Annotated in this window: 24 protein-coding genes; 4 read left to right on the forward strand and 20 right to left on the reverse strand. The window is 30.6% G+C overall.

Translation table 11 applies throughout. The features are described 5' to 3' along the window. Positions 1–2 precede the first annotated feature (2 nt). Together CQA69_RS00810 and CQA69_RS00815 are read left to right on the forward strand one after the other, a co-directional pair. Positions 3–1,532 (forward strand): DNA polymerase III subunit gamma/tau, encoded by a 1,530-nt coding sequence (locus CQA69_RS00810; protein WP_137619942.1) that lies wholly within the window; start codon positions 3–5, stop codon positions 1,530–1,532. 72 nt (positions 1,533–1,604) lie between these two features. Further along, positions 1,605–3,506, forward strand: a complete 1,902-nt coding sequence (locus CQA69_RS00815) for an NAD(P)/FAD-dependent oxidoreductase (protein WP_137619943.1) — start codon at positions 1,605–1,607, stop codon at positions 3,504–3,506. On the opposite strand, the gene CQA69_RS00820 is transcribed toward CQA69_RS00815, so the two are convergent. The 9 genes from CQA69_RS00820 to CQA69_RS00860 all read right to left on the reverse strand — a co-directional run bounded on the left by CQA69_RS00820 (position 3,503) and on the right by CQA69_RS00860 (position 11,193). Then, positions 3,503–5,608: a heavy metal translocating P-type ATPase gene (locus tag CQA69_RS00820; protein WP_137619944.1), complete on the reverse strand. Its 2,106-nt coding sequence runs from the start codon at positions 5,606–5,608 to the stop codon at positions 3,503–3,505. The two genes, CQA69_RS00815 and CQA69_RS00820, sit on opposite strands and share 4 nt — an antisense overlap. Before the next feature lie 2 nt (positions 5,609–5,610). Beyond that, positions 5,611–5,805 carry a heavy metal transport/detoxification protein gene (locus CQA69_RS00825; RefSeq protein WP_137619945.1) on the reverse strand — a complete coding sequence of 65 codons (195 nt, stop codon included), beginning with the start codon at positions 5,803–5,805 and terminating at the stop codon, positions 5,611–5,613. Further along, the gene (locus CQA69_RS00830; protein WP_137619946.1) at positions 5,805–6,746 is read right to left on the reverse strand and encodes a cation diffusion facilitator family transporter; all 942 of its coding nucleotides are present in this window, start codon (positions 6,744–6,746) and stop codon (positions 5,805–5,807) included. Before CQA69_RS00830 ends, CQA69_RS00825 begins: the two co-directional genes overlap by 1 nt. A gap of 86 nt (positions 6,747–6,832) precedes the next feature. Next, the gene (locus CQA69_RS00835; protein WP_137619947.1) at positions 6,833–7,327 is read right to left on the reverse strand and encodes a threonine/serine exporter family protein; all 495 of its coding nucleotides are present in this window, start codon (positions 7,325–7,327) and stop codon (positions 6,833–6,835) included. Next, a complete protein-coding gene (locus CQA69_RS00840) occupies positions 7,324–8,100 on the reverse strand; it encodes a threonine/serine exporter family protein (protein ID WP_137619948.1) in 777 nt (258 codons plus the stop codon). Before CQA69_RS00840 ends, CQA69_RS00835 begins: the two co-directional genes overlap by 4 nt. A gap of 129 nt (positions 8,101–8,229) precedes the next feature. Continuing rightward, on the reverse strand, positions 8,230–8,457 hold the full coding sequence (locus CQA69_RS00845; RefSeq protein WP_137619949.1) for a hypothetical protein: 228 nt from the start codon (positions 8,455–8,457) through the stop codon (positions 8,230–8,232). Positions 8,458–8,469: 12 nt separating this feature from the next. Continuing rightward, positions 8,470–9,885 carry an outer membrane tyrosine kinase gene (gene omp50 / locus CQA69_RS00850; protein WP_137619950.1) on the reverse strand — a complete coding sequence of 472 codons (1,416 nt, stop codon included), beginning with the start codon at positions 9,883–9,885 and terminating at the stop codon, positions 8,470–8,472. A 106-nt stretch (positions 9,886–9,991) separates the two neighbouring features. After that, positions 9,992–10,477, reverse strand: a complete 486-nt coding sequence (locus tag CQA69_RS00855) for a peptidylprolyl isomerase (protein WP_137619951.1) — start codon at positions 10,475–10,477, stop codon at positions 9,992–9,994. An 8-nt stretch (positions 10,478–10,485) separates the two neighbouring features. Continuing rightward, positions 10,486–11,193: a YebC/PmpR family DNA-binding transcriptional regulator gene (locus CQA69_RS00860; protein WP_137619952.1), complete on the reverse strand. Its 708-nt coding sequence runs from the start codon at positions 11,191–11,193 to the stop codon at positions 10,486–10,488. 115 nt (positions 11,194–11,308) lie between these two features. Here CQA69_RS00860 and CQA69_RS00865 point away from each other — a divergent pair, with 115 nt between their 5' ends. Further along, positions 11,309–11,650 (forward strand): DMT family transporter, encoded by a 342-nt coding sequence (locus CQA69_RS00865; protein WP_137620031.1) that lies wholly within the window; start codon positions 11,309–11,311, stop codon positions 11,648–11,650. After that, positions 11,647–11,961, forward strand: coding sequence for a DMT family transporter (locus CQA69_RS00870; RefSeq protein ID WP_137619953.1), 315 nt, complete (start codon positions 11,647–11,649; stop codon positions 11,959–11,961). The genes CQA69_RS00865 and CQA69_RS00870 overlap by 4 nt, the downstream gene beginning before the upstream one ends. 18 nt (positions 11,962–11,979) lie before the next feature. Here CQA69_RS00870 and argS read toward each other — a convergent pair whose 3' ends face one another. From argS to petA, 11 genes are all read right to left on the reverse strand, one after another. Beyond that, positions 11,980–13,572, reverse strand: a complete 1,593-nt coding sequence (gene argS / locus CQA69_RS00875; protein WP_137619954.1) for an arginine--tRNA ligase — start codon at positions 13,570–13,572, stop codon at positions 11,980–11,982. 8 nt (positions 13,573–13,580) lie between these two features. Further along, entirely contained in the window at positions 13,581–13,814 is a 234-nt protein-coding gene (locus CQA69_RS00880; RefSeq protein ID WP_137619955.1) for a Sec-independent protein translocase subunit TatA/TatB, read from the reverse strand. 4 nt (positions 13,815–13,818) lie between these two features. Beyond that, positions 13,819–14,436 (reverse strand): guanylate kinase, encoded by a 618-nt coding sequence (gmk, locus tag CQA69_RS00885; protein WP_137619956.1) that lies wholly within the window; start codon positions 14,434–14,436, stop codon positions 13,819–13,821. Between the two features lie 3 nt (positions 14,437–14,439). Continuing rightward, positions 14,440–15,954, reverse strand: a complete 1,515-nt coding sequence (locus CQA69_RS00890; RefSeq protein ID WP_137619957.1) for a hypothetical protein — start codon at positions 15,952–15,954, stop codon at positions 14,440–14,442. Between the two features lie 55 nt (positions 15,955–16,009). Beyond that, on the reverse strand, positions 16,010–16,777 hold the full coding sequence (gene fliR / locus CQA69_RS00895; protein ID WP_137619958.1) for a flagellar biosynthetic protein FliR: 768 nt from the start codon (positions 16,775–16,777) through the stop codon (positions 16,010–16,012). Continuing rightward, positions 16,764–17,399 (reverse strand): ABC transporter ATP-binding protein, encoded by a 636-nt coding sequence (locus CQA69_RS00900; RefSeq protein WP_137619959.1) that lies wholly within the window; start codon positions 17,397–17,399, stop codon positions 16,764–16,766. The genes fliR and CQA69_RS00900 overlap by 14 nt, the downstream gene beginning before the upstream one ends. 11 nt (positions 17,400–17,410) lie before the next feature. Beyond that, on the reverse strand, positions 17,411–18,484 hold the full coding sequence (gene tsf, locus CQA69_RS00905; protein WP_137619960.1) for a translation elongation factor Ts: 1,074 nt from the start codon (positions 18,482–18,484) through the stop codon (positions 17,411–17,413). Further along, on the reverse strand, positions 18,484–19,275 hold the full coding sequence (gene rpsB, locus CQA69_RS00910; RefSeq protein ID WP_137619961.1) for a 30S ribosomal protein S2: 792 nt from the start codon (positions 19,273–19,275) through the stop codon (positions 18,484–18,486). The genes tsf and rpsB overlap by 1 nt, the downstream gene beginning before the upstream one ends. A 188-nt stretch (positions 19,276–19,463) precedes the next feature. Beyond that, positions 19,464–20,576 (reverse strand): c-type cytochrome, encoded by a 1,113-nt coding sequence (locus CQA69_RS00915; RefSeq protein WP_137619962.1) that lies wholly within the window; start codon positions 20,574–20,576, stop codon positions 19,464–19,466. Beyond that, positions 20,576–21,823, reverse strand: a complete 1,248-nt coding sequence (locus tag CQA69_RS00920) for a cytochrome b (RefSeq protein WP_137619963.1) — start codon at positions 21,821–21,823, stop codon at positions 20,576–20,578. Before CQA69_RS00920 ends, CQA69_RS00915 begins: the two co-directional genes overlap by 1 nt. 1 nt (position 21,824) lies before the next feature. After that, on the reverse strand, positions 21,825–22,325 hold the full coding sequence (gene petA / locus CQA69_RS00925; protein WP_137619964.1) for a ubiquinol-cytochrome c reductase iron-sulfur subunit: 501 nt from the start codon (positions 22,323–22,325) through the stop codon (positions 21,825–21,827). Between the last annotated feature and the right edge of the window lie 70 nt (positions 22,326–22,395).

Genomic DNA, 22,395 nt, shown 5'->3' on the forward strand with positions numbered 1-22,395 from the left:
AAATGCTTCAAGCGCTAGCTGTTAAATACAGACCAAAAACCTTTGATGAACTTATAGGACAAAAAACTGTTAGCACCAGCTTAAAATATGCACTCAACAATAATCGCTTGGCCCATGCTTATCTTTTTTCAGGTTTAAGAGGTAGTGGAAAAACATCTAGTGCTAGAATTTTTTCTCGGGCTTTAGTTTGTGATCAAGGACCTAGCGATACTCCTTGTGGAACTTGTAAGCAATGTATTGCGGCTTTAGAGGGAAAACACATCGATATTATAGAAATGGATGCAGCAAGTAATCGTGGGCTTGAAGATATACAAGCTTTGATCGAACAAACTAAATACGCTCCTTCTATGGCTCGTTTTAAAATTTTCATTATCGATGAAGTGCATATGCTTACCCCTCAAGCTGCAAATGCTCTTTTAAAAACCTTAGAAGAACCGCCAAGCTATGTAAAATTCATACTTGCAACTACCGATCCTTTAAAACTTCCAGCCACTGTTTTATCAAGAACTCAACATTTTCGCTTTAAGCAAATTCCGCAAAGTGAAATTCAAAACCATCTTAAAGAAATTCTCATCAAAGAAAATGTTCATTTTGAAGAAGAAGCTTTGAAATTTCTTGCAAGAAGTGGCAATGGTTCTTTAAGAGATACACTGACTTTGCTTGATCAAGCTATTATTTTTTGTCAAAATGATATTAGCGTGCTTAAAATCACTGATATGTTAGGTTTTTTAGATCCAAACAAAATCAAAGAATTTTATCATGCTATTTTGACTAAAGACAAAGAAAAAGTTTTTGAATTTTTGGATGAACTTAAAGAATACGAAGCCTCTAGTGTTATAGATGAAATGTTATTTTATCTTAAGGAAAGTTTTTTTGCTAAAAGCACTGAATTTTCAACTTTAATCTACGAAAGATTTTTCCGAATTTTAGCCCGTGCAAAAAGTATAGTTTGTGATGATGATAGTTTTACACTTTGTGTGATGGCTTTTATGATGATGGAGGCAAGTTATCTAAAAGAAATTGATACACAAATCAATGAAATCGATCAAAGAAAAACAGAAAATGTCGCACCAAAAATCACACCGATTTTAGAACAAAAAATTGAGGAAAAACCAAAAGCAAAAAATGCCTATGAATTGCTTTTAGAAGCTATATACGATAGAGATTATGAACTTGGGGAATGTTTTGAAAAAAGCACTCGATTTATCAGTTATGAAGATGAGATTTTAACGATAAGTTCTAATGCAACAGGGGAAAATCGTACCCAGCTTAATAAAGGCTTTAAACTCATACAAGAACTTTTAAAAAATAAATTGGGACAAAATGCGAAAATTGCCGTCCAAAAAGAAATTGCTATAGATGAAAGCAAACTCCAATCCATAACTCAAGAACCCAGTACTCTTTCTAATTCAAAGCTAGATTTAAATTCTTCATTTAGCGAACTCAAACAAGGATCTAAAAAATTTGATCCTGAAGAAGATGTTAAAAATGCTTTAAAAGATTGTTTTGGAGAGCCTCAAATTCAAAAATAGTATTATTTAAGACTAATATAATCCTATTTTGATAGTATTTTAAAAAATATTATCAAAAAATAAGGAAGCAAAATGCAAAGAAGAGATTTTCTCAACGGAATGGCTCTAGCTATTGTCGCAGGTATGACTCCATTACAATTACTCTACGGCAAAGATAGTAAAATAAAAGACTTTACGAAAGAATATTATCCTCCACAATGGCTAGGACTTCGAGGAAGCAATAATAAAAGTTATCAATACGCTCATATGTTAAGAGATGGGGATAAATTTAATTTTAGCAGTATAAAACCTAAAGAAAATTATGATTTAGTGATAGTTGGAGCTGGAATTAGCGGATTAGCTGCAGCTTGTTTTTATCAAGAAAAATTTGGAAAAGACAAAAAAATTTTAATCCTTGACAATCACGATGATTTTGGAGGTCACGCTAGACGTAACGAAATCAAACTTGATGATGGAACTATTTTAAGCTATGGAGGTAGTGAAAGTTTTCAATCTCCAAAAGCGCTTTACTCTAAAGAAGTAGTTAAACTTTTAAATTCACTTGGAGTAAATATAGACGATCTAGCAAAACGTTTTGACGTAAATTTTTATCCTGATTTAAAACTCAGCAGAGGTGTATATTTTTCAAAAGAAAATTTCGGTGTAGATAAAGTTGTTAATGGAAATCCTAGAAAAGTAATTTGCGATGATATTCCAGAATCCAAAAATAACGGAAAAAGCATTGAAGACTTTATCAAAGATTTTCCACTAAATTCTAAAGATAAAAAAGATTTAATTACGCTTTTTAAAAGCGATAAAGATTATCTTAAAGGTATGAGTAAAGAAGAAAAAGAAGAATATATAACTAAAACAAGTTATAAAAAATTTCTAGAAGATAAAGTAAAGCTTTCTGAAAAGGCAATAACATTTTTCGAAGGCATGACAGATGATTTCCTAGCCTTAGGCATAGATGCAACTTCTTGTGAAGACGCTAGAGCTTCATTTTTGCCAGGTTTTGATAAATTAGGACTTGATCCTATCGAAGGAGAAGCTTTGGCTGAGATGGAAGAACCTTATATTTATCATTGTGCTGATGGAAATGCGACAGTTGCAAGATTGATGGTAAGAAGACTCATTCCTAAAGTGTCAAAAAAGGGCAAAAATATGGATGATGTTACCTTGGCTCATTTTGATTATTCAAAACTTGACAACCCTAAAAATAAAGTTCGCCTACGATTAAACAGCACTGTTATCAATGTAGAAAATACGAAAAATGGAGCTTTGGTAAGCTATGTCAATCAAGGAAAAAAATACAGAGTAAAAACCAAAAACGTTGTAATGGCTAACTATAATAGTATGATTCCTTACATCATTCCTACTTTACCTAAAGAACAAAAAGAAGCTTTAAGTAAAAATGTAAAAACATCTTTACTTCATACTAAAGTTATTATAAGCAATTGGGAGCCTTTTATGAAGCTTGGAGTTCATGAAATTTATTCTCCAAAAATGCCTTACGCTAGAACAAAACTTGATTACCCAGTAGATATGGGTGGCTATCATCATCCAAGAGATCCAAAAAAGCCTATATGCGTTCATATGGTTTGCTCTCCTTTAGCTTTAGCAAACATTCAAGGTATTGATCTTGAAGGACTCGATGCTAGAGATAGAGCTAGAGTAGGCAGAAATTTATTATTTACTATAAGTTTTGAAGAACACGAAAAAATTATAAGAAATCAACTTCAAGGAATGTTAGGTTCTGCAGGTTTTAATCACAAAAAAGACATATTGGCTATTGTTGTAAATCGCTGGGGACATTGCTATTCTTATACAGAAAATAGTCTTTATGATGATCCAAAAGAAGCAGAAAAAACTAGACTTACAGCAAGAAAACCTTTCGGTAATATTGTAATAGCCAATTCAGATTCGTACTGGTCTGCTTATATGCACTCAGCAATTGATCAAGCATATCGTGCAGTTAATGAAATTGAGATTTAGATTTTTCTAAGTCTCAAAGAATTAAGTACTACAGTTATAGAGCTAAAACACATAGCCAAAGCTGCAAAATGAGGACTCAAGGTTAAAAAAGGTATAAAACCAGCTGCGATAGGAATGCAAAGTGTATTATAAATAAAAGCCCAAAAAAGATTTAATTTGATTATTTTTCTTATTTTTCTAGAAAGAGAAAAAGAGTATAAAATATTTTCTAAATTTTCATTGATTAAAATAAAATCCCCAGTTTTTTTAGCCAATTCATTAGCCTTTGAAAAACTCATACTCACGCTCGCCAACGATAATCCTGCTGCGTCATTTAAGCCATCTCCTACAAATAAAGATTCTTTGGAATTTTTAATAATTTGAAGTTTTTCTTCTGGTTTTAATTGTGCATAAAAACCATCTACATTTAATTCTTTTGCTATTTTTTCAACGCTTTCTTGATTATCTCCGCTTAAAATTATGCTTTTAATGCCCTGCTTTTTTAATCCTACTATGAGTTCTTTTGCATTCTCTTTTAAAGAACTATCAAGCAAAACTCCTCCTAGGCAATAAGAATTTTTTGCAAAATACGCCTTGATACTGCCTAAATTTTTAAATTGATTAAAAAATTGATCGCATTGTTTAGTATCTACACCTTTGCTATCTAAAAAATACCGACTTCCTATAAGATACATATCATCGTTTTCTTTATAAGTAATACCTTCGCCTGAAATAATATTAACTTCGCCTTTTAATTTTGATTTGATATTTTTACTCAAACTTTTTGCAATAGGATGAGAACTTAAAGTCTCGATTTCACATAATTTTTCAAAATCTTCTTGACTTAAATTATGTTTAATAATATCCAATTCTTCTTTAGTCAGTGTTCCAGTTTTATCAAAATAAGCAAGTTTAATCTGACTAAGTTTTTCTAAGGCTGCAGGATTTTTAAGTAAAATAAAATTTCTAGCTGCATTTGAACTTGCTATTGTCAATGCAATCGGTGTTGCAAGTCCTAAAGCACAAGGACAAGAGATTAAAAGTACAGCACAAGCGCGTAAAAAAGCTGTATTTAAATTCTCCTTAAAAAACCAAAATACAAATACAAATAAAGCTAATGCAATGATACTTGCTACAAAATATTTAGAAATTTTATCAGTTAAAGTTTCCAATGGAGTTTTAATATTTCCTGCATAAAAAACAAGATTTTTTATTTGTTCTAAGGTACTATCCATTGCTTTTTTACTTGCTTTAATTTTTAGCATACCATTCAAAACAATACCACCAGCTTGCACTTCATCGTTTTCTTTTTTTAAAATAGGAAAAAATTCTCCATTTAAAAAACTCATATCTACTTCAGCACTTCCACTTAGTATCACCCCATCGACAACGATACTTTCACCTTCTTTAACCAAAATAATATCTCCATCCTTAACAAAAGCGCTAGAAATTTCTTCAACTTCATCATTCTCAAGTAAAATTCTTGCCTTTTTTGTATCGATTTTTTCAAGAGTTTTTTGGTAATTTTCAGCCTTTAATTTAATCTTATTTTCAAGATATTTCCCTAAAAGCACAAAAGAAATAATCATCATAGCACCACTAAAATATAAATATCCTCCATTAAAAACTTTAAAATATTCCAAACAAGAATATATAAAGGCACTTAAAGTTCCTAAAGCTATAAGAGTATTCATATCTAAATTTTTATTTTTAAATCCTAAAAAAGCGTGAGAAAAAAAATCTCTTCCGCAGTAAAAAATTCCAAAAAAACTTAAAAGCATTTGCATATTTTGAGAAAAAAAACTTTGATTAAACATTTCAAAATACATCACAACAACACTTAAAACTATACTTAAAAGTAAATTTTTTCTAAGCTCGATGTGTTTTTTTATTTTATACTCTTCTAAGCTTTGTTCGTCTTCTAAAATTTCAAAACCTAATTTTTTTATTTTTTCTAGAATTTCTTTACGCTTTTCATCTTTTTGGATTAGAAAAATGCCACTAGAATTAATATAAGAAACACTAGCATCTTCAACGCCATCGATTTTTTTACAAGCACGTTCTATAGCATTGGAACAATTGACACAAGTCATTTTTCCTATTTTTACACGAAATTCTTGCATTTTTATATACGCTCTACGATTTCAAATCCTAATTCTTTAAAATCATGTTCAAAATTTTCTAATTGTTCTTCTTTTAGATCAATACTTAAAATTTTATTTTCCAAATCAATATCTATTAAACCGTACTCATCTTGTAAGGAATTTTTTATCAAATTTACACAATTTATACAATTGACATTGTTTACTTTAAAATTCATTAATTCTCCTTTTTTATTACACTTGGTTGCATTGTAATATGTCCTATATTAAAATTCTTTAAAAGCTCGTTTGAAAGATCTTGATAAAGAATTTCAAATTCTGATAAATTTTGTATATCAACCTCAATATGTAAGGTCGCTACAAACATTTTATTCGTAATTTCTACGATATGTAAATCCAAAATTTTACCCACCTGATGGTGTTTCAAAATCATTTCTTCAACACTCTTTACATCTACAGGCGAGGTTTCTAGTAAAATATTAATACTTTTTCTTAATAACTTAATCGCCCATCTTAAAAGTAAAAGAGATAAAATCAAAGCCAAAATTGTATCAATATAAACAATTTGAGTGTAATAAACAACAATTCCACCAACAATCACAACTAAAGATCCAAGCAAATCGCTCATCATATGTAAAAAGGCAGACTTGATATTGACATTATCTAAATTTGCTCCTTTAAACATCAAAAAAGCATTAAAAGCATTAACTAAAAATCCTAAAATAGCAACCATTATCATGGTTTTTGCGTCTATATCTACAGGATAAAATAATTTTTCTATGCTTTCATAAATAATAAAAATTGCAGATAAAATAATCGTCAAAGCATTGATAAAAGCAACTAAAATTTCTAATCTAAAATAACCAAAAGTTTTTTGTTTATCTTCAAATTTTTCAATAGCAATGATTGCAAAAAAACTAAGTCCTAAGGCAAAAACATCAGAAAACATATGTAAAGTATCACTCAATAACGCTAAAGAATTTGAAAGTATAGAATATACAAATTGCACAAGCATCATTAAAAAAGTCATAATTAAAGATATTTTTAAAATTTTTTTATCCATGTTGCGAGCATCTGAATGATCATACGTATGATGCTTATGAGAATGATTATGATGGCATTTTTCTATAAGAGGTTTATGTAATAAATATTTTTGCATTTTTATCCTTTTTTATTATTGTAGAATATTAAATTAACAAAAGGATAAAATTTTAAAAAGAAAAGAAAAAAATTAAGCTCAAAACTTTAATCTTTTTTTGCATGTCTTGTCATCATAAAGCTTTGTTCAAAAAATATTAACAAAGTAACACTCACTCCTATAGCTAAAGCTAAAGTTACAGAAACCGTAGTTAAAAAATAATCAAAAAATTGCACTAAAAAATCAGATTTTGCATTTATATTTTCACTACGTATAAAAGAAATAAGATATAAAATTGCTTTATAAGCGTAAATTCCAGGTATCATGGGTATAAGTGCTGGAAATGCAATAATTTCTGCGGGAGTTTTCATAACCTTAGCTAAAACAATACCTAAACAACCTATACAAAAAGAAGCCATAAAAGTTGCAATCGCCAAGGTTTGAAAATGAAAATATTCCATTAAAGTAAAACGAAATCCATGTGCTATAGCAGCCAAACACGCAGAAGCTATAAGCGTTTTTAAAGGAGGGTTGCAAGCGTAAGCAAATCCAAAACCAGCCAAAGCTGCAAAAAACATATCTTTTAAAATAAATTCTATCATTGTAAAATTCCAAAATCTGACAAACTAAGTGTCATATAAATTCCAAGTGCGATACAAGAAATTAAAATTCCAACACTAACAATGCGACTAATTCCCATTAAAATATGATTTTTAAGTATATCTATAACTGAATTTATAAAAAAGACTCCAGGAATAAGATATAAAATACTAGATCCTAAAGCCACATCTGAAGTGTTAGTATAGCCCATATCAAGACCCAAAAAAACAAAACCCGAAGAAACAAAAGAACAAATGATATATTGGATTCTTAAGTCTATTTTAATTTTTGTCAAAACAAATCTTAAAATTAAACCTAAAAATGTTCCAAAACATACCAAAACTCCCGAACCAAAATCTCCACCAAAAAGTCTACAAAATGCAGAATTTGCGATAGAAACAAAAAGAAGAGTTACTATAAAAGAATGTTTTTCTTGATGAGTTGTTTGTTCAAAAATTGCTTTTGCCTTTTCAAGATCATATTTGTGATCATATATAGCCCAACTTAAAGCACTCAAATCTAAAATAATTTTAAAATTAATAGAGGCATAATCATTTGGGATTACATAGGTTCTATGTATAGAATTATCATTTTTATCAACAATATTTAAAGTGATATGATGAAAAAAGAAATTGATATTGATCTCATAGCCATACACTTCAGCGATCCTTCCTACACATTTAGCTACCCTAGATGTATAAGTTCCAGCTCCTAATAAAGTTTTAGTGTAGACTATAAGAAAGTTAGTTAAACTTTGTATATCAGGCTTTTGCATTACTATGTCTTTATGATTAAAATTGATCTATTATAACAAATTTTTAAAATAAAAAATATAAATTGTAAGAAAAATTCTAAAATTTAAAGAAGATAAAAGAAAGATAAAAGCGGCTTTAAACCGCTTTTATTATTTACCAGCAACTGAAACTTGATTTGGATTATCCGCTGCACGAGCAACCATACACTCTTTTAAAACTGCAGCATCTTTAGCATCTTTAACTTTTTTATTTACCCAACGCTCAATTTGTTTCATTGTTTTTGATTCTGGTTCTGGAGCTTCATATTTTGCCATTAAGCTAGCACAATCAGCTAAAGCAATGATAGGTAATAAACTCAAAAAAAGTAATTTTTTCATATCACTTACTCCTTAAAATTTTACATTATACATTAGCATAACATTATCGGCTCTCGATTTTTCTTTCTTAGCACCCATTAATGGCAATCCACGATTTCCCCATTTGTTTTGGATATTTGTATAGCTTAATCTTAGGAATTGATATCTATCAAGCTGATAAATCACATAAAAATCATTCGCTATACCTCTAGTCATTCTTATATTAAGTGGATCGTTGATGTTTGGACGAGACATAGTATACCAGTATCTACTACCCCAGAAAAACTCATATCCTACTTTTAAAGCTTTTGTAAAGTCATAGCGTCCACCTATATGCACAGCATAACCATCTTCTTCATTAAACTGTAAAGCCTTTTGGATTTGAGGTATCACAGACAAGGTTTCTGCATTGCTTCCATTGTAATATCCCAAAGATGTAAACCAATTAAAATTCGTTCCAAAGGTATTGTAGTTTTCAAAATGGATATTAGCAATAGTTGCATCACCTAAATTTTTAACACCTGCTCCACCTATGAATGGATTTATAGTTGCACCAGCATCAATTGGCAATGAAAAATCTGTCATATGAGCTATATTAAAAATAATTAAGTTGCTACCCATACTACCCAAAGGAAGTTCTCCCTCTACTGCTGCATAGTAAAGATTTGCATCTGCATCTTCTTGATCGCTCATCCAATCTCTCACTTTACCACTTTCTTCATCCCATTGATAAGCCTTACCATAAGCAGCACGGATAGCAACCTTATGATCTTGTAAACTTTCAGGTTTATAAGTGATAACTGCAGCATCTCCCAAAGTGTTGATCGCTAAAGCTGGATAAGTTGATTGTCTTAAAGCATTGTTTCTAAGGTTGCTTCCAGGACCATCTGTTCCAGGTTGTCTTCCTATAGTTGCAATCCACTCAGGTGTGATGTAATAATCAAGATAAGCTCTATCTACATAAAGGATAGGACCACTTGTTCTTGTGTTTCTTCCTGCATCTAGCTCAAGTGGATCTCCACTCCATCCCATTTGAGACCAGTTTTTAGCCATAGACAAGCGACCATAGAACTTAGTTTTTTCATTAATATCTGCATTCATATTTAAGTGAAGTTCCATCATCCACTTGTTGTTAGCATGATAGCTTGTAGCAGGAAGTTTGTAGTTTGTATTTGAAACAGCATTTGAAAATTCAAGTCCAAATTTAACTTTACTTAAAGCAGCTTGAAATTCATTATCATCTGCTCTATCATTAAGATCAGCAAGCTCAGCATTAACTTCTTTATTGTGTTTTGCTTGTGCTTCCCTTTCCTTTCTAATTTCTTTTAATTCAGCTTGAATTTTCGCAAGCTGTTTTTGAAGCTTAGTAATTTCATCATCTGTAGTTTGTGCAAAAAGTGATGATGAAAGAATACAAGCACTCAAAACAATTGAAAACTTAGTTTTCATAATATAACTCCTTGTAAATATTTCATTGAAATAAAAGGGTTATTTTAAAGAAAAAAAGCTTTAATTTAGATTATATTAACTATTATTTGATAGATAAAACTATAGATTATTCTTTTAATTCTTGAATTTCAATGTTTAAAATTTTATCTCCTTGACGGATTGAATCAAGGACTTTTAAACTTTCTTTATCTTCTAAATCAATCTGTCCAAAAATAGTATGCATTCCATCTAAATGAGGCTGCGGACTATGGCAAATAAAAAATTGTGATCCTCCAGTATCTCTCCCTGCATGTGCCATCGATAAGGTTCCGCGTAAATGCTGATGTTTTTGATCATCACACTCGCAAGGAATTTCATAACCAGGGCCACCTGTGCCATTGCCATAAGGGCAACCTCCTTGTATAACAAAATTTGGAATGACTCTATGAAAGGTTAAATCTTTATAAAATCCTTCATTGGCTAAATTAGCAAAATTACAAACCGTTTGAGGGGCTTCATCTGCAAAAAGCTCAACTTTCATTGTGCCCTTTTCTGTTTTGATTAAGGCAAATTTGTATTTGTTTGCATCAGTAGTATCGATTTGCTTAAGCATTTTTTTCCTTATTCTATATTTGTATAAACAGCTTGAACATCGTCATCTTCTTCAAGCTTATCTAAAAGATTTTCTATATCGTTAAGTTGATCTTCACTAAAATTTAAGGGATTATTAGCAATGTATTCAAGTCCTGCCTTTTTAAGTATCAAGCCCTTAGCCTCTATGGCTGAACTTAATTCTCCAAATGCTGTATAATCTCCACTGATGACTAATTCTTCTTCATTTTGTTCTAATTCTTCAAGACCAGCATCAATCAAATCAAGTTCTAATTCCTCTAGATCACCTTCGAATTTCTCAAGATGAAAAACCGCTTTTCTATTAAACATAAAACCTAAAGATCCATTTTGTAAAATTTCTCCGCCATTTTTGCTGAAAATTGCTTTTACATTTGCAACAGTTCTAGTAGGATTATCTGTCATACACTCAACGATCACCAAAACCCCGTGCGCCGCCTTTCCTTCATAATGGATATTTTTTATATCTACACTATCTTTACCGCTTGCACGTTTAATCGCAGCATCGATGTTATCTTTAGGCATATTATTTGCTTTGGCAGTTGCTATAGCACTTCTTAATTTTGGATTCATATCAGGATCAGGCCCACCCTCTTTAGCTGCTACTTGTATAGCTTTAGCAAGCTTAGGAAAAAGTTTACTCATTTTATCCCATCTAGCCTCTTTAGAAGCTCTTCGGTATTCGAACGCTCGTCCCATAAGTTTCTCACTTTCTTAAAGATTTTTACATTTAAAAGTATAAAATAAAAAGGCTGATTAAAGCTTTAAATGATATGATTTCAGCGTTAATTTCAAAAAAAGAGGTTTTTGTGTGGTGATTGTAGAAAAAAAAGAACTTTTGAAAGCTTGGTTTTTTTTAATAAGTGCTATTATTTTTGAAGTTTTAGGAACGAGCTTTTTAAAAATAGAAAATTTATTTTTAGCTTATTTTTTTATGGCCATATTTATTGCATTTTCTTATTTTTTTCTAAGTAAAACTATCAAAAAAATTCAAATTGGAATTGCTTATGCAGTATGGGAATTACTAGGCGTGATTCTTATTCTCTTAGTTTCTTTGATCGTTTTTAAAGAAAATTTAACCCTAGCTCAAATTTTAGGTATTATTTGTTCTATTGTAGGTATTATTATGATTAATATCGGAGAAGTTAAAGAGTGAAATTTTATTTATTAATCATCATTTTATCCGCATTTTTAGATATAGTAGCAAATCTATTACTTAAAAAATCAAACGGCTTTCAAAATAAAATATCAGGAATCTGTGCCATTGTTAGCGCTATACTTGCCTTTTTTCTACTCTCTTTTGCTTTAAAACATGTGCCTTTAAGTATTGCTTATTCGACTTGGGGCGCCATAGGTATTATTGGAACTTGTGCTGGTGGTTGGATTTTATATAAGGAAAAACTGAATAAAATAGGAATTCTTGGCATTTTTTTAACCATAATAGCTGTTATTTTACTCAATTTATAAATTATAATACTATACAGACTAATTATTCATTCTATTTTTAGCTTCAATTCCCATCAGAGCAAAAGCTGTTTTAATGCTTAATGCAACCATTGCAAACAATTTTAACAAACTATCTTCATTTTCAGTGCCAACTACCTTATTTTCATTGTAAAATTTATGAAAACTTGCCGCTAAATTTTTTAAATAATCTGGAATTTTTTGCAAGGATCTACTATCAAAAGCGTCATTTAAAGTAGCTTTTAAATTTAAAGCTTCAAAAAGCAAATTGACTCCATCTTGATTTAAATTTTCTAAGTCGGCCTCAATCACATCTGCAACGCTTTTATTTGCCTTTGAAAAAACCTGATAAATTCTTGCATGAGCATAGTTAATATAAAAAACGGGATTAGAGTTATCTTCTTTTTGTAAATCACTCACATCAAATTCCAAATGAGTATCACATTTTTTACTTAAAAATATATAACGCAATGCGTCTGAACCTATTTCATTTACAACATCACTCATTAAAATGAAATTTCCCGCTCTTTTGCTCATCTTGTAAGGTTCTCCATCTTTAAGCAAAGAAACCATTTGCGCTAAAATAACTTCAAGATTATCAGGATTAAAACCTAAATAATCCATAGCCGCTTTCATTCTAGAAATATATCCGTGATGATCAGCTCCCCAAATATTGATACACTTATCATATCCTCGACTCATTTTATCCCTATGATAAACTATATCAGCGGCCAAATAAGTTCCACGACCATCTTCACGGATGATTACACGATCTTTTTCATCTCCCTTTAAAGAGGAAGCTAACCAAATTTTTCCCTCTTTTTCATAAGCACCCTGATGCTGTTTTAATGCTTCTAAAGTTGCATTTAAAGCGTTATAATAAGATTTTTCACTCACATAATTATTGATTTTTATTTTTGCTTGATCTAAATTTTGCTTGATTAAAACAAGCATTTTATCTTTTGCCCAATCCGATAAAGAAGGGATATTTTCTTCTCTAAAAAACTCTTTTCCAAATTCTCTATAAGCTTCTTTAGCTAAATCACTAATATAATCGCCCTTATAGTACTGCTCTGGATATTCTACTTCTTCTTTTAAAATTTTCTCTTTTACACTTAATAAAACAGAAAGTCCTAAAAGATAAATTTGATTTCCTGCATCATTAACATAATATTCTGTATCAAATTTATAACCCAAATGCCTTGCTACTCTTGCTAAAGTATCTCCAAAGATAGCTCCTCTTGCATGGCCTATATGCAAAGGACCTGTAGGATTTGCACTTACATACTCAAGTAAAAAAGTTTGAGTTTTACCTTCATCTTTAGCAAAATTACTTGGATTTTTTAAAGCTTGAGTCACAAGCTCATTTAAAAAATTTTTTGAAATTCTAAAATTAAGATAGCCATTAATAGCTTCAACTTTCTCAAAATAACTATGGGTTTGAAATTTTTGTGCTAATTCATCTGCTATAATCATAGGAGATTTTTTTAACTCTTTAGCTAAAGAAAAAGCTAAAGGTGTGGCAAAATGTGCCAAATTCTTATCCTTAGGATTCTCAAGGATAAAATCACATCCTAAAACTTTTTTAATTTCACCAAAAATAATATTTTTCAAGAAAAACCTTAAGCTTTTTTAGTTTCGTCTATATTCGCATCTATATTTGTGCTATTATTTTGTTTTTCTTCAATTTTTTGAGTATTTTTGACTACTTCATCATCGCTATTCATTTCATCTTTAAAGGTTTTTATACCCTTACCTAAACCTTTAGCAAGTTCCGGAATTTTCTTCGCTCCAAAAAGTAATACAACAATCAATAAAATAATCAACCAATGACTAGGACTTGACCAACCACCCATATTTTTACTCTCCTTTATTCCAAATATTTTGAATTTGATCTAAATCTTGCCCTTTTGTCTTTAATCTATGGGCAACTAAAATTGCTCGCAATGCTTCATAACTTCGCTCTAATTCATCATTTATAATTAAATAATCATATTCGCAAAGCTCTTTCATTTCATCACTTGCATTTTCTAATCTTTTTTCTAGTTGTGTTATTGTATCAGTATTTCGCTTAATAAGTCTTTTCTTTAGCTCTTCTTTATTTTTTGTTGTGATAAAAATAGAAACAATTTTATCTTGTAATTTTTTTTTGGCTATTTTATACCCTTGCACATCTATATCAAGAATAACTATTTTTCCGCTATTTAATGCTTTTTCTGTATGTTTAAGAGAAGTTCCATAAAAATTTTCATGAACCTTAGCCCATTCTAAAAAATAATTGTTTTTTATATCTTCTTGAAATTCATCATTGCTAATAAAATAATAATGTATTCCGTGTTTTTCATTCTCTCTTGGCAAACGGGTCGTAGATGAAACAGAAAAATAAAGCTCCGCCTCAAATTCTTCAAAAAGTTTTTTTAAAAGGGTAGATTTACCTGCTCCACTAGGACCTGAAATAACCAAAATAAAGCTATTCAAAAATTATTCCTCATTGAAGCTTACATTAATATTAATATTCATATTCATACCTTTAAGGGCAGCTTTTAATGTATCGTCTTTAATGCTTGAGGTAATCGCTCCTGCAATGCTTTGACTTAACTCATTGACAATCTCTTCTTCACTTACATCTTTATTTGCAGATACCTTTGTAGATAGCTCTTCTAAAGATTCTATTTCTTCTTCAGGCTCTTCGATTGTTTCAGTCGTTACTTCTTCTCCTAAAGCTCGCTGTATTTCACTTTCTTTAAGACTATCAAATTCGCTAACTGATAAATTAGGAATAACCACTTCTTCTTCATCAACTTGCAAATCTTTTGTGTCAAAAACTGGTTCATCTTTAAAATCTTCTAAAATTTGAGGACTATCATTTTCATCTATTTCGTGCTCAAGTTCATCAAGTTGTTCTAATTCTTCTTTTATTTGATCTTGGGTACTTAAATTTCCAAAATCATTATCTTCACCTAAAGATGACTCCTCTTCGCTTTCAACAATAGGTAAAAAATCTTGTTCTAATTCTTGATTTTCCTCTTTTGTTTCGCCTAAAAATTCAGCATCTTGTGGAATATCATTAAAATCAACTTCTTTTTCTTGTTCTTCAACTATAGGTAATTCTTCATCTAAGGTTTTATTAACATCTGCTTGTTCTATATTTTTATCATCTAAAATTTCATTTTCTTGCAAAATTTCTTCATTTTGTTCCTCTAATATCTCGCTAGAATTTTCTCCAGGAAGCTCGTCTTTTGTTATTTCTTCTTCATTTATTTGATTTATATCATTATTTTCTTCTACAACGGATTCTTCATTGATTTCTAACTCACCTTGATCTTCTTGTTCTATTTGTTTGCTTTCTTCAAATTCTTGCTCTTGAATATTACTTTCTTCTATTTCACTATTAGAATTGTCTGTATCCTTTTGATTATCACTTTCCAAAGTATCTAAATTTTCATTTTTTGATTCTTCATCTTCGAAATTTATATCTAAATTTACATCATCTATATTTTCATCATTTTTAACCTCTTCTTCGCTATCTAATGATGGAATTTCTAATTCTTCATCCAAAGAAAGATCGTCCTCATTAAGCTCACTATCAATTTGATTATCTGAAACATCTTTTAAGCTTAAGTCTTGTGCGTTAGAATTATCATTATTTAAATTATCAGTAGTATCTTCAATTGGTAAAGTAGTGATAGTATCATCAATTTTTAAATTCTCTCCATTGAGTAAATTTAAAAAATCCGTAGGTAAAAATGGCTTATATAAAACTTGTGCATCAATATCTATAGTTTGATTACGTGGAGCTAAAAATATTAATTTATCACATTTTTCTTGTAAAATCTTTAAAGGCGCTGGAGTGTCACTATCTACAACAATAACATCATAATGTCCTAAATTTTCATCATAAGCATCAAGCTCTTCAAAGTCATAAGACATTTTCTTAGCACTAAGGCTTATAAGTTTTGATACAACCGAATTCTCATTTAAAAGTAAAATTTTCATCGCTTCAATCCTTAAAAATAATTACTATTCTACAAAATTTTCTTTTATCCTTTGCTTAGACAAAAAAGAGAGTTTGCATATGAGTAAAAACTTCCAAAATCAAATCTTTAAAATACTGCATCATTACAAGTAAAATGGCTATTAAAACTATAAAACCTAAAGCGATTTTGATTGGGTAACCAATTACCAAAAGATTAAACTGAGGCATCGTTTTCATTAAAAGCCCAAAAATAGTATCTGCTAAAAGCGAAATTCCAAGTATAGGAAAGCTCATAGTAAATCCTATAATAAATATATTTAAAATACCTGAATTTAGATACTGCATTAAATTTTCATGTGGATAAAAACCTCCTAAGCTAATATATTCTAAAGAATGACTTAAAAATAAAAGTATAAGATAATGTCCATTAAATGCTAGAAAAAAAATCAAAGCAATCAAATGCAAAATTTGAGATGTGATAGGCATATTTGTCCCAGAACTTGGATCTAGCACACTTGCCATAGTAAATCCCATAATAAAAGCTATTTGTTCTCCTGCCATCATAATAATAGCAAAAATAATTTGAAGCATTAATCCCGCTATCATTCCAAACATAACTTCACTTAAAAGCTGAAGAATGAAAAAGCTATCTAAATGTAAATTTTCAAGTCTTGCCAAAGGATATAAATACATAGTCAAAAATAATGCTATAGTTGTTTTAATGATTATAGGGATAGAATTGTGAGAAAAAAAAGGAAAAAAAACTATAAGCCCGCTCATTCTAGCAAACAATAACATAAAAGTTGCTACATTTTTATCGCCCAAATAGTTAACAAATTCCATTGGAGTTTAAAATATAAGTTTTATCACAAAAATTTACAAGTTTATTATCGTGAGTTACAAAAAATAAAGCGGCTTGATTCTCTTTAACATAACTAATTAAAAGTTCTATGACATTTTTTGCATTTTCAAAGTCTAAATTTCCAGTAGCTTCATCTGCGAAAATAATTTTTGGCTTCTTGCAAAGTACTCTAGCTATACTGACACGTTGTTGCTGTCCACCACTTAATTTTCCTATTTTGTGGCCTAAAAGTTTGTCAATGCCTAATTTTTCTAAAATTTTTTCATCCAATTTTTGATGAGATAAAACACTAGCAAGCTCTATATTTTCTAAGGCTGAAAAGCCTTTAAAAAGATAATGAGTTTGAAATATAATACCAAAATCATAACGGCGAATATTAAGCCTTTCGTTCTCATTTAACTGATAAAGATTTTTATTTTTATAAAAAACATTACCCTGTTTTGGACAAAGCAAAGAAGAAAGTATGTGTAATAGGGTTGATTTTCCGCAACCGCTACTACCTTGAATAGCAATACAGTCTTGCGTATTTAAACTTAAATTTAAATCCTTAAAGAGTGGATAATCAAAACTATGATTTAAATTTTCCGCTCTTAATAATTCCATTTAAAACCACTTTAAAGCTGAGCAGCTACTTCAGCAGCAAAATCTTCAGTTTTTTTCTCCAAACCCTCACCAACTTCAAAACGAACAAATTCTACGATTTTTATTTTTCCGCCTAATTCTTTTTCCTTTTCGGTTATAATTTGCTCTACAGTTTTTTTATCGTCCATTACATAAAACTGACCCATTAAAGTTAACTTACTATCGAGTTGAGAATTATCTGCTATAAAGCTATTCATTTTTCCAGGAATGATATTATCCCAAATTTTTTCAGGCTTACCTTGAGCTTTAAGTTCTGCTTTTATATCCTCTTCAGCCTGTTTTAAAATTTGATCATTCAATTGCTTACGACTAGCAAATTTAGGAATTTTAAGTTCTGGCTTATTTGGATCTTTTAGTCTTCTTCTTTCTTCATTCTCTTTTTCAAGCTCAGCAACTAAAGCTTTATATTCATTTTCTACGAAAGAAAGATCTAATTCTTCATAACTTAAATAACTAGGTTTCATAGCGGCTATATGCATACAAAGCTGTTTTAAAAAATCTCTTGATTTTGATGCCATTTCGGCATTATCACAAGCAGCAGCAATTATAACTCCTACACGACCATTTGTGTGAATATAGCCATTAACTACACCATTTGCACTTGATTTTAAAGTTGCAAATCTTCTTACAACTAAATTTTCCCCTATAGTTGCAATTTGACTCTTTAAATATTCTTCAAATTTCACTCCATTAATCACGCTTGAGTGAAGCTCCTCAACGCTTTGTAAGTTATTGCACTGAATATGAGCCGTTGTATCCTTTGTTAAAGCAATAAATTGGTCATTTTTAGCTACAAAATCTGTTTCGGAATTAATCTCGCTAACAGTTGCACTTGTGAAATCATCATTTACTTTTACACTAACTAAACCCTCAGCAGCAAGTCTATCGGCTTTTTTTGCAGCCTTGCCTAACCCTTTTTCTCTTAAAAGTTGTACCGCTTTATCAAAATCCCCATCAGTCTCGCTTAAAGCATTTTTACAATCCATCATCCCCGCACCTGTACTTTCACGGAGTTCTTTTACCATTGCAGCAGTAATTTCAGCCATTATTCTTGCTCCTCGTTAAAATCTTCTTCACTCATCATTTCATCTAAAACTTCTTTTTTCTCTTCATCTGTAATTTCTTTTTCTTGTTCTGGCAATACTTCGCCATCCTGTTCTCTTAAAGCCTTGCCTTCATTAATCGCTTCGGCCATTTCTTGACAGAAAAGCTGTACAGATCTTATAGCATCATCATTACCTGGTATAGGATAAGTTACAAGATCAGGATCACAATTTGTATCCAATGGAGCCACAACAGGAATCTTTAACCTATTTGCTTCTTGTACTGCAATTTTTTCTTTAACCGTATCGATAACAAAAATCATATCTGGTTGAGTTTTTAAATGGCGAATTCCGCCAAGATAAGCAAGTAGTTTTTCTTTTTTTCTTGTAAGCATCAAAGCTTCTTTTTTGGTTAAAAGTTTGATACTTCCATCTTCTTCCATTTTTTCTATAACTTCTAATTTTCTAATTGATTGACGAATGGTACCAAAATTGGTCATCATTCCGCCTAACCATCTATGATTTACATAAGGCATTCCACATTTTTCAGCATATTCTTTTATCGCTCCACCTGCTTGTTTTTTTGTTCCAACAAAAAGTATTGTTTTACCTTCTGCAGCAGCGTCACGAACGATATTATAAGTATATCTAAAATATCTTAAGGTTTTTTGCAAGTCAATTACATAAATACCTTTTCTTTCACCAAAAATAAATTTTTTCATTTTTGGATTCCAACGTCTTGTTTGGTGTCCAAAATGCACACCACATTCTAATAAATCTCTCATACTAACCATAATTTTCTCCTTATAATTTAGCTTTATTCCTCCGCACCCCTTAAAATAATACAAGCTAAAAGGATTGATGCGTGTGAAATGAAACTATATTATAGCAAAATGAATTTTAGTTTTCACTTATAAATTATAATTTAGGTATTAAAATATTTGAAAGGTAAAGGAAATTTTGCCACTTAGTGGCAAAATTTCTAATGAAGTTTAGACCAAACTGAACGTTTCCAGCCTATAGCAAATACACTTAAGATCACAAAGAAAATCATAATATAAATTCCTGTGCTTTCTCTTTCTGCTTTTTTACTATCGCCAACTTTCTCAATATAAGAAACAACTTTAGCTTGAGCAGATTCTGTTAAACCAACTCTTGGCATAGCAGTTCCAGGAAGAAGTTTTTGAGTATCGTTAATAAAATCATGTAAATATTGCTCTCCACGAGATCTAATCATCATTGAAAGATCAGGTGGTATGGAACCTAAATATCCTTTTAAATCATTATGATTTGAAGCTGTAAAAAATTTATCGTATTTAATATCATGGCAACGACCGCAAGCTTCTATAAAAGTGGCTTTATCTTTAGCAAATGCGATATCTTTTTCAATCAAAGCTGTTTTTTGAGGACTGTTTTCTAATTTTTTATATCTAGCCTCTACTTCTTTTTTGATGATAGCGTCTTCACTAGCCTCAAATTTAGAACTTACATCTTTAAGATAAGCAATCACATTAGCTATATTTGCATTCATAACCTCTGGAGTATCTATATATGGAGGCATTATAAAAGCATCTCCGAATTTATGATAAACTTTTAACGCTACTGAAGGATTCATAATTAAAGCTGCCAAAAATTTCTCATCAAAAATAGCTCCAGCTGAACTCAAATCAGGAGGAATAACTCCAAAAGTAGAAGAATCAGTAACCGGTGCTGGTATATTATCTTGTTTAATACCATGACAAGAAACACAATTGGTGTTAAAAAATTCTTTACCTTTAGCTACATCACCTTTAGTCAAATCTATTTTTGCAACATTATCCCAAAGAGTTGCGACTTGATTTAAATCTTCTTTTGCTTTATCAAGATCTTTTTGAGCACTTTCTATTCTTTTAGCATCATTAGCTTTTTTAGCCTCAGTTAAAGCAAGTTCTTTTTGCTCTACTATGCTTTTAGCATAAGTCGTATCTTCGATAGAAAAATCAAAATTTGCAGGAGCAACATGCGGTTTCATTATAGAATGTGCATAAGGTTCAACTCCCCAATATACAAGGGCAGTAAATACCGCTACAACTAAAAATATTTTTAGCTCTCTCATTATTTAGCTCCTTTTCTTTCCATAATAGTGATTATAGGTAAAATAACTAGGAGTAGTAGTAAAAATACTATAGAAGCATAAAAACCTACCCAAGCATTTACACCTGTTGGAGGTAACTTTCCATAAATAGTTAAGACAATCATATCAACGAGTAAAACCCAAAACCAAATAAAAAATAAAGGTCTCTCATGAGCTGGCTTAACCACATCACTTCTATCAAGCCAAGGCAACAAGAAGAAAATTATTTGAGCAATACCAAAAGCTGCTAAACCTATATTAAATGCTTTAATACCTGCAATATCAAAGAAAAATCCTCTTAACACTTCATAACTCCATAAAAAATACCATTCAGGATAAATATGTGCTGGAGTTTTAAGTGCGTTTGCTGGATCAAAATTAATAGGATCCATTGCAAAATCAAATTTAAAACAAACTAGATAAAAGAAGAAAATCATAAATAAGCAAATATACATAAAATCTTTTGACAAAAATCCTGGCCAAAAAGGAATTACTTTTGAATTTTTAGTATCACCTGCCATATATTTTTCTGCTTCTAAATCAAAATCTAATTCTTCTGAAATTTCATTATTTACATGTGGAATTCTTAAAGAATAAAAGTGAAATGCAATGATTGAAATAATCACTATAGGAAGCAAACAAACATGAAGCATAAAAAATCTTGTTAAAGTTGGATCTGATACGGCATAATCTCCACGAATCCAAATTACAAGTTCAGGACCTATAAAAGGAATTCCTCCAAAAAGATTGGTAATAACCTGAGCAGCCCAATAACTCATTTGTCCCCAAGGAAGCATATATCCACTAAAAGCTTCAGCTGAAAATATTACAAAAAGAAGCATACCACTTACCCAAATCATCTCTCTACCATGCTTATAAGAACCGTAATAAATTCCAGTAAGCATATGAATATAAATGATTAAAAAGATAACAGAAGCCGCTACACCATGCATATGACGCCAAAGCCAACCATAATCCACTTCTTGCATAATCGTTTTATTTACACTATCAAAAGCAAGTGCAGTATCTGGTTTGTAATACATTACAAGCAAAAGACCTGTAACAAAAAGCACAGTAAAAAGAGTCGTTAAAATAACTCCCATAGCCCAAAGAAAATTAATTTGCTTTGGAATCCAATATTTTACCATCAATACATCAAGTAGCTTATGAACCGCTAATCTTTGATCAAGCCAATCTATAAGCCCATTTGCTTTTCTAATATGTGCCATATTAAGCCTCCATCATTTTTTTATATTCTGGTCCCTCTTCGCCTAAAACAAGTTTTGTTCCTTCTATCTTAAAAGGAGGGATATCAAGAGGTCTTGGAGGAGGTCCAAAAATATTTTTTCCGCTTGTATCAAATTCGCCACCATGACAAGCGCATTTAAAAATTTGGTTACTTGGTTGATATGCTGGAATACAGCCTAAATGCGTACAAAGTCCTATAACAACAGTATATGCAACATTATCAACTACAACATCACGTTTCGCATCTTTTGCCATATTTGCATCTTTTTTTAAAATAAAAATAGGCTTTTTTCTCCACTCTATTGTTCTAAGCTCACCAGCTTGCATTCCTGATAAATCTACTGTAGTAAAACCTGCAGCTTTAACACTTGGAAGCGGATCCCAAGTTTTTTTCATTGCCACAAGTGAAAAAACACCACCCACAGCAGCTACTGTCCCAAATGCAATACCCATAAAGCTTCGTCTGCTTTCAGATGTAGCCATAACTAATCCTTTCATTATTTATTTAAACAAAATATTAGTTTATCCAAAATAAAATAAATTTTTTCTTTGC

The sequence above is a fragment of the Campylobacter estrildidarum genome (genome assembly GCF_005406205.1).
Classification (GTDB): Bacteria; Campylobacterota; Campylobacteria; order Campylobacterales; family Campylobacteraceae; genus Campylobacter_D; species Campylobacter_D estrildidarum.

Excerpts from the sequence above, each read along its gene's own strand:
- CQA69_RS00835 (WP_137619947.1), bottom strand. The coding sequence starts at position 7,327 with ATGATAGAATTTATTTTAAAAGATATGTTTTTTGCAGCTTTGGCTGGT.
- omp50 (WP_137619950.1), bottom strand. The coding sequence starts at position 9,885 with ATGAAAACTAAGTTTTCAATTGTTTTGAGTGCTTGTATTCTTTCATCA.
- CQA69_RS00845 (WP_137619949.1), bottom strand. The coding sequence starts at position 8,457 with ATGAAAAAATTACTTTTTTTGAGTTTATTACCTATCATTGCTTTAGCT.
- CQA69_RS00855 (WP_137619951.1), bottom strand. The coding sequence starts at position 10,477 with ATGCTTAAGCAAATCGATACTACTGATGCAAACAAATACAAATTTGCC.
- CQA69_RS00915 (WP_137619962.1), bottom strand. The coding sequence starts at position 20,576 with ATGAGAGAGCTAAAAATATTTTTAGTTGTAGCGGTATTTACTGCCCTT.
- petA (WP_137619964.1), bottom strand. The coding sequence starts at position 22,325 with ATGGCTACATCTGAAAGCAGACGAAGCTTTATGGGTATTGCATTTGGG.
- CQA69_RS00830 (WP_137619946.1), bottom strand. The coding sequence starts at position 6,746 with ATGCAAAAATATTTATTACATAAACCTCTTATAGAAAAATGCCATCAT.
- tsf (WP_137619960.1), bottom strand. The coding sequence starts at position 18,484 with ATGGCTGAAATTACTGCTGCAATGGTAAAAGAACTCCGTGAAAGTACA.
- CQA69_RS00825 (WP_137619945.1), bottom strand. The coding sequence starts at position 5,805 with ATGAATTTTAAAGTAAACAATGTCAATTGTATAAATTGTGTAAATTTG.
- CQA69_RS00890 (WP_137619957.1), bottom strand. The coding sequence starts at position 15,954 with ATGAAAATTTTACTTTTAAATGAGAATTCGGTTGTATCAAAACTTATA.
- CQA69_RS00860 (WP_137619952.1), bottom strand. The coding sequence starts at position 11,193 with ATGGGACGAGCGTTCGAATACCGAAGAGCTTCTAAAGAGGCTAGATGG.
- CQA69_RS00920 (WP_137619963.1), bottom strand. The coding sequence starts at position 21,823 with ATGGCACATATTAGAAAAGCAAATGGGCTTATAGATTGGCTTGATCAA.
- CQA69_RS00900 (WP_137619959.1), bottom strand. The coding sequence starts at position 17,399 with ATGGAATTATTAAGAGCGGAAAATTTAAATCATAGTTTTGATTATCCA.
- CQA69_RS00840 (WP_137619948.1), bottom strand. The coding sequence starts at position 8,100 with ATGCAAAAGCCTGATATACAAAGTTTAACTAACTTTCTTATAGTCTAC.
- CQA69_RS00810 (WP_137619942.1), top strand. The coding sequence starts at position 3 with ATGCTTCAAGCGCTAGCTGTTAAATACAGACCAAAAACCTTTGATGAA.
- CQA69_RS00820 (WP_137619944.1), bottom strand. The coding sequence starts at position 5,608 with ATGCAAGAATTTCGTGTAAAAATAGGAAAAATGACTTGTGTCAATTGT.
- rpsB (WP_137619961.1), bottom strand. The coding sequence starts at position 19,275 with ATGGTTAGTATGAGAGATTTATTAGAATGTGGTGTGCATTTTGGACAC.
- CQA69_RS00815 (WP_137619943.1), top strand. The coding sequence starts at position 1,605 with ATGCAAAGAAGAGATTTTCTCAACGGAATGGCTCTAGCTATTGTCGCA.
- CQA69_RS00880 (WP_137619955.1), bottom strand. The coding sequence starts at position 13,814 with ATGGGTGGTTGGTCAAGTCCTAGTCATTGGTTGATTATTTTATTGATT.
- fliR (WP_137619958.1), bottom strand. The coding sequence starts at position 16,777 with ATGGAATTTGTTAACTATTTGGGCGATAAAAATGTAGCAACTTTTATG.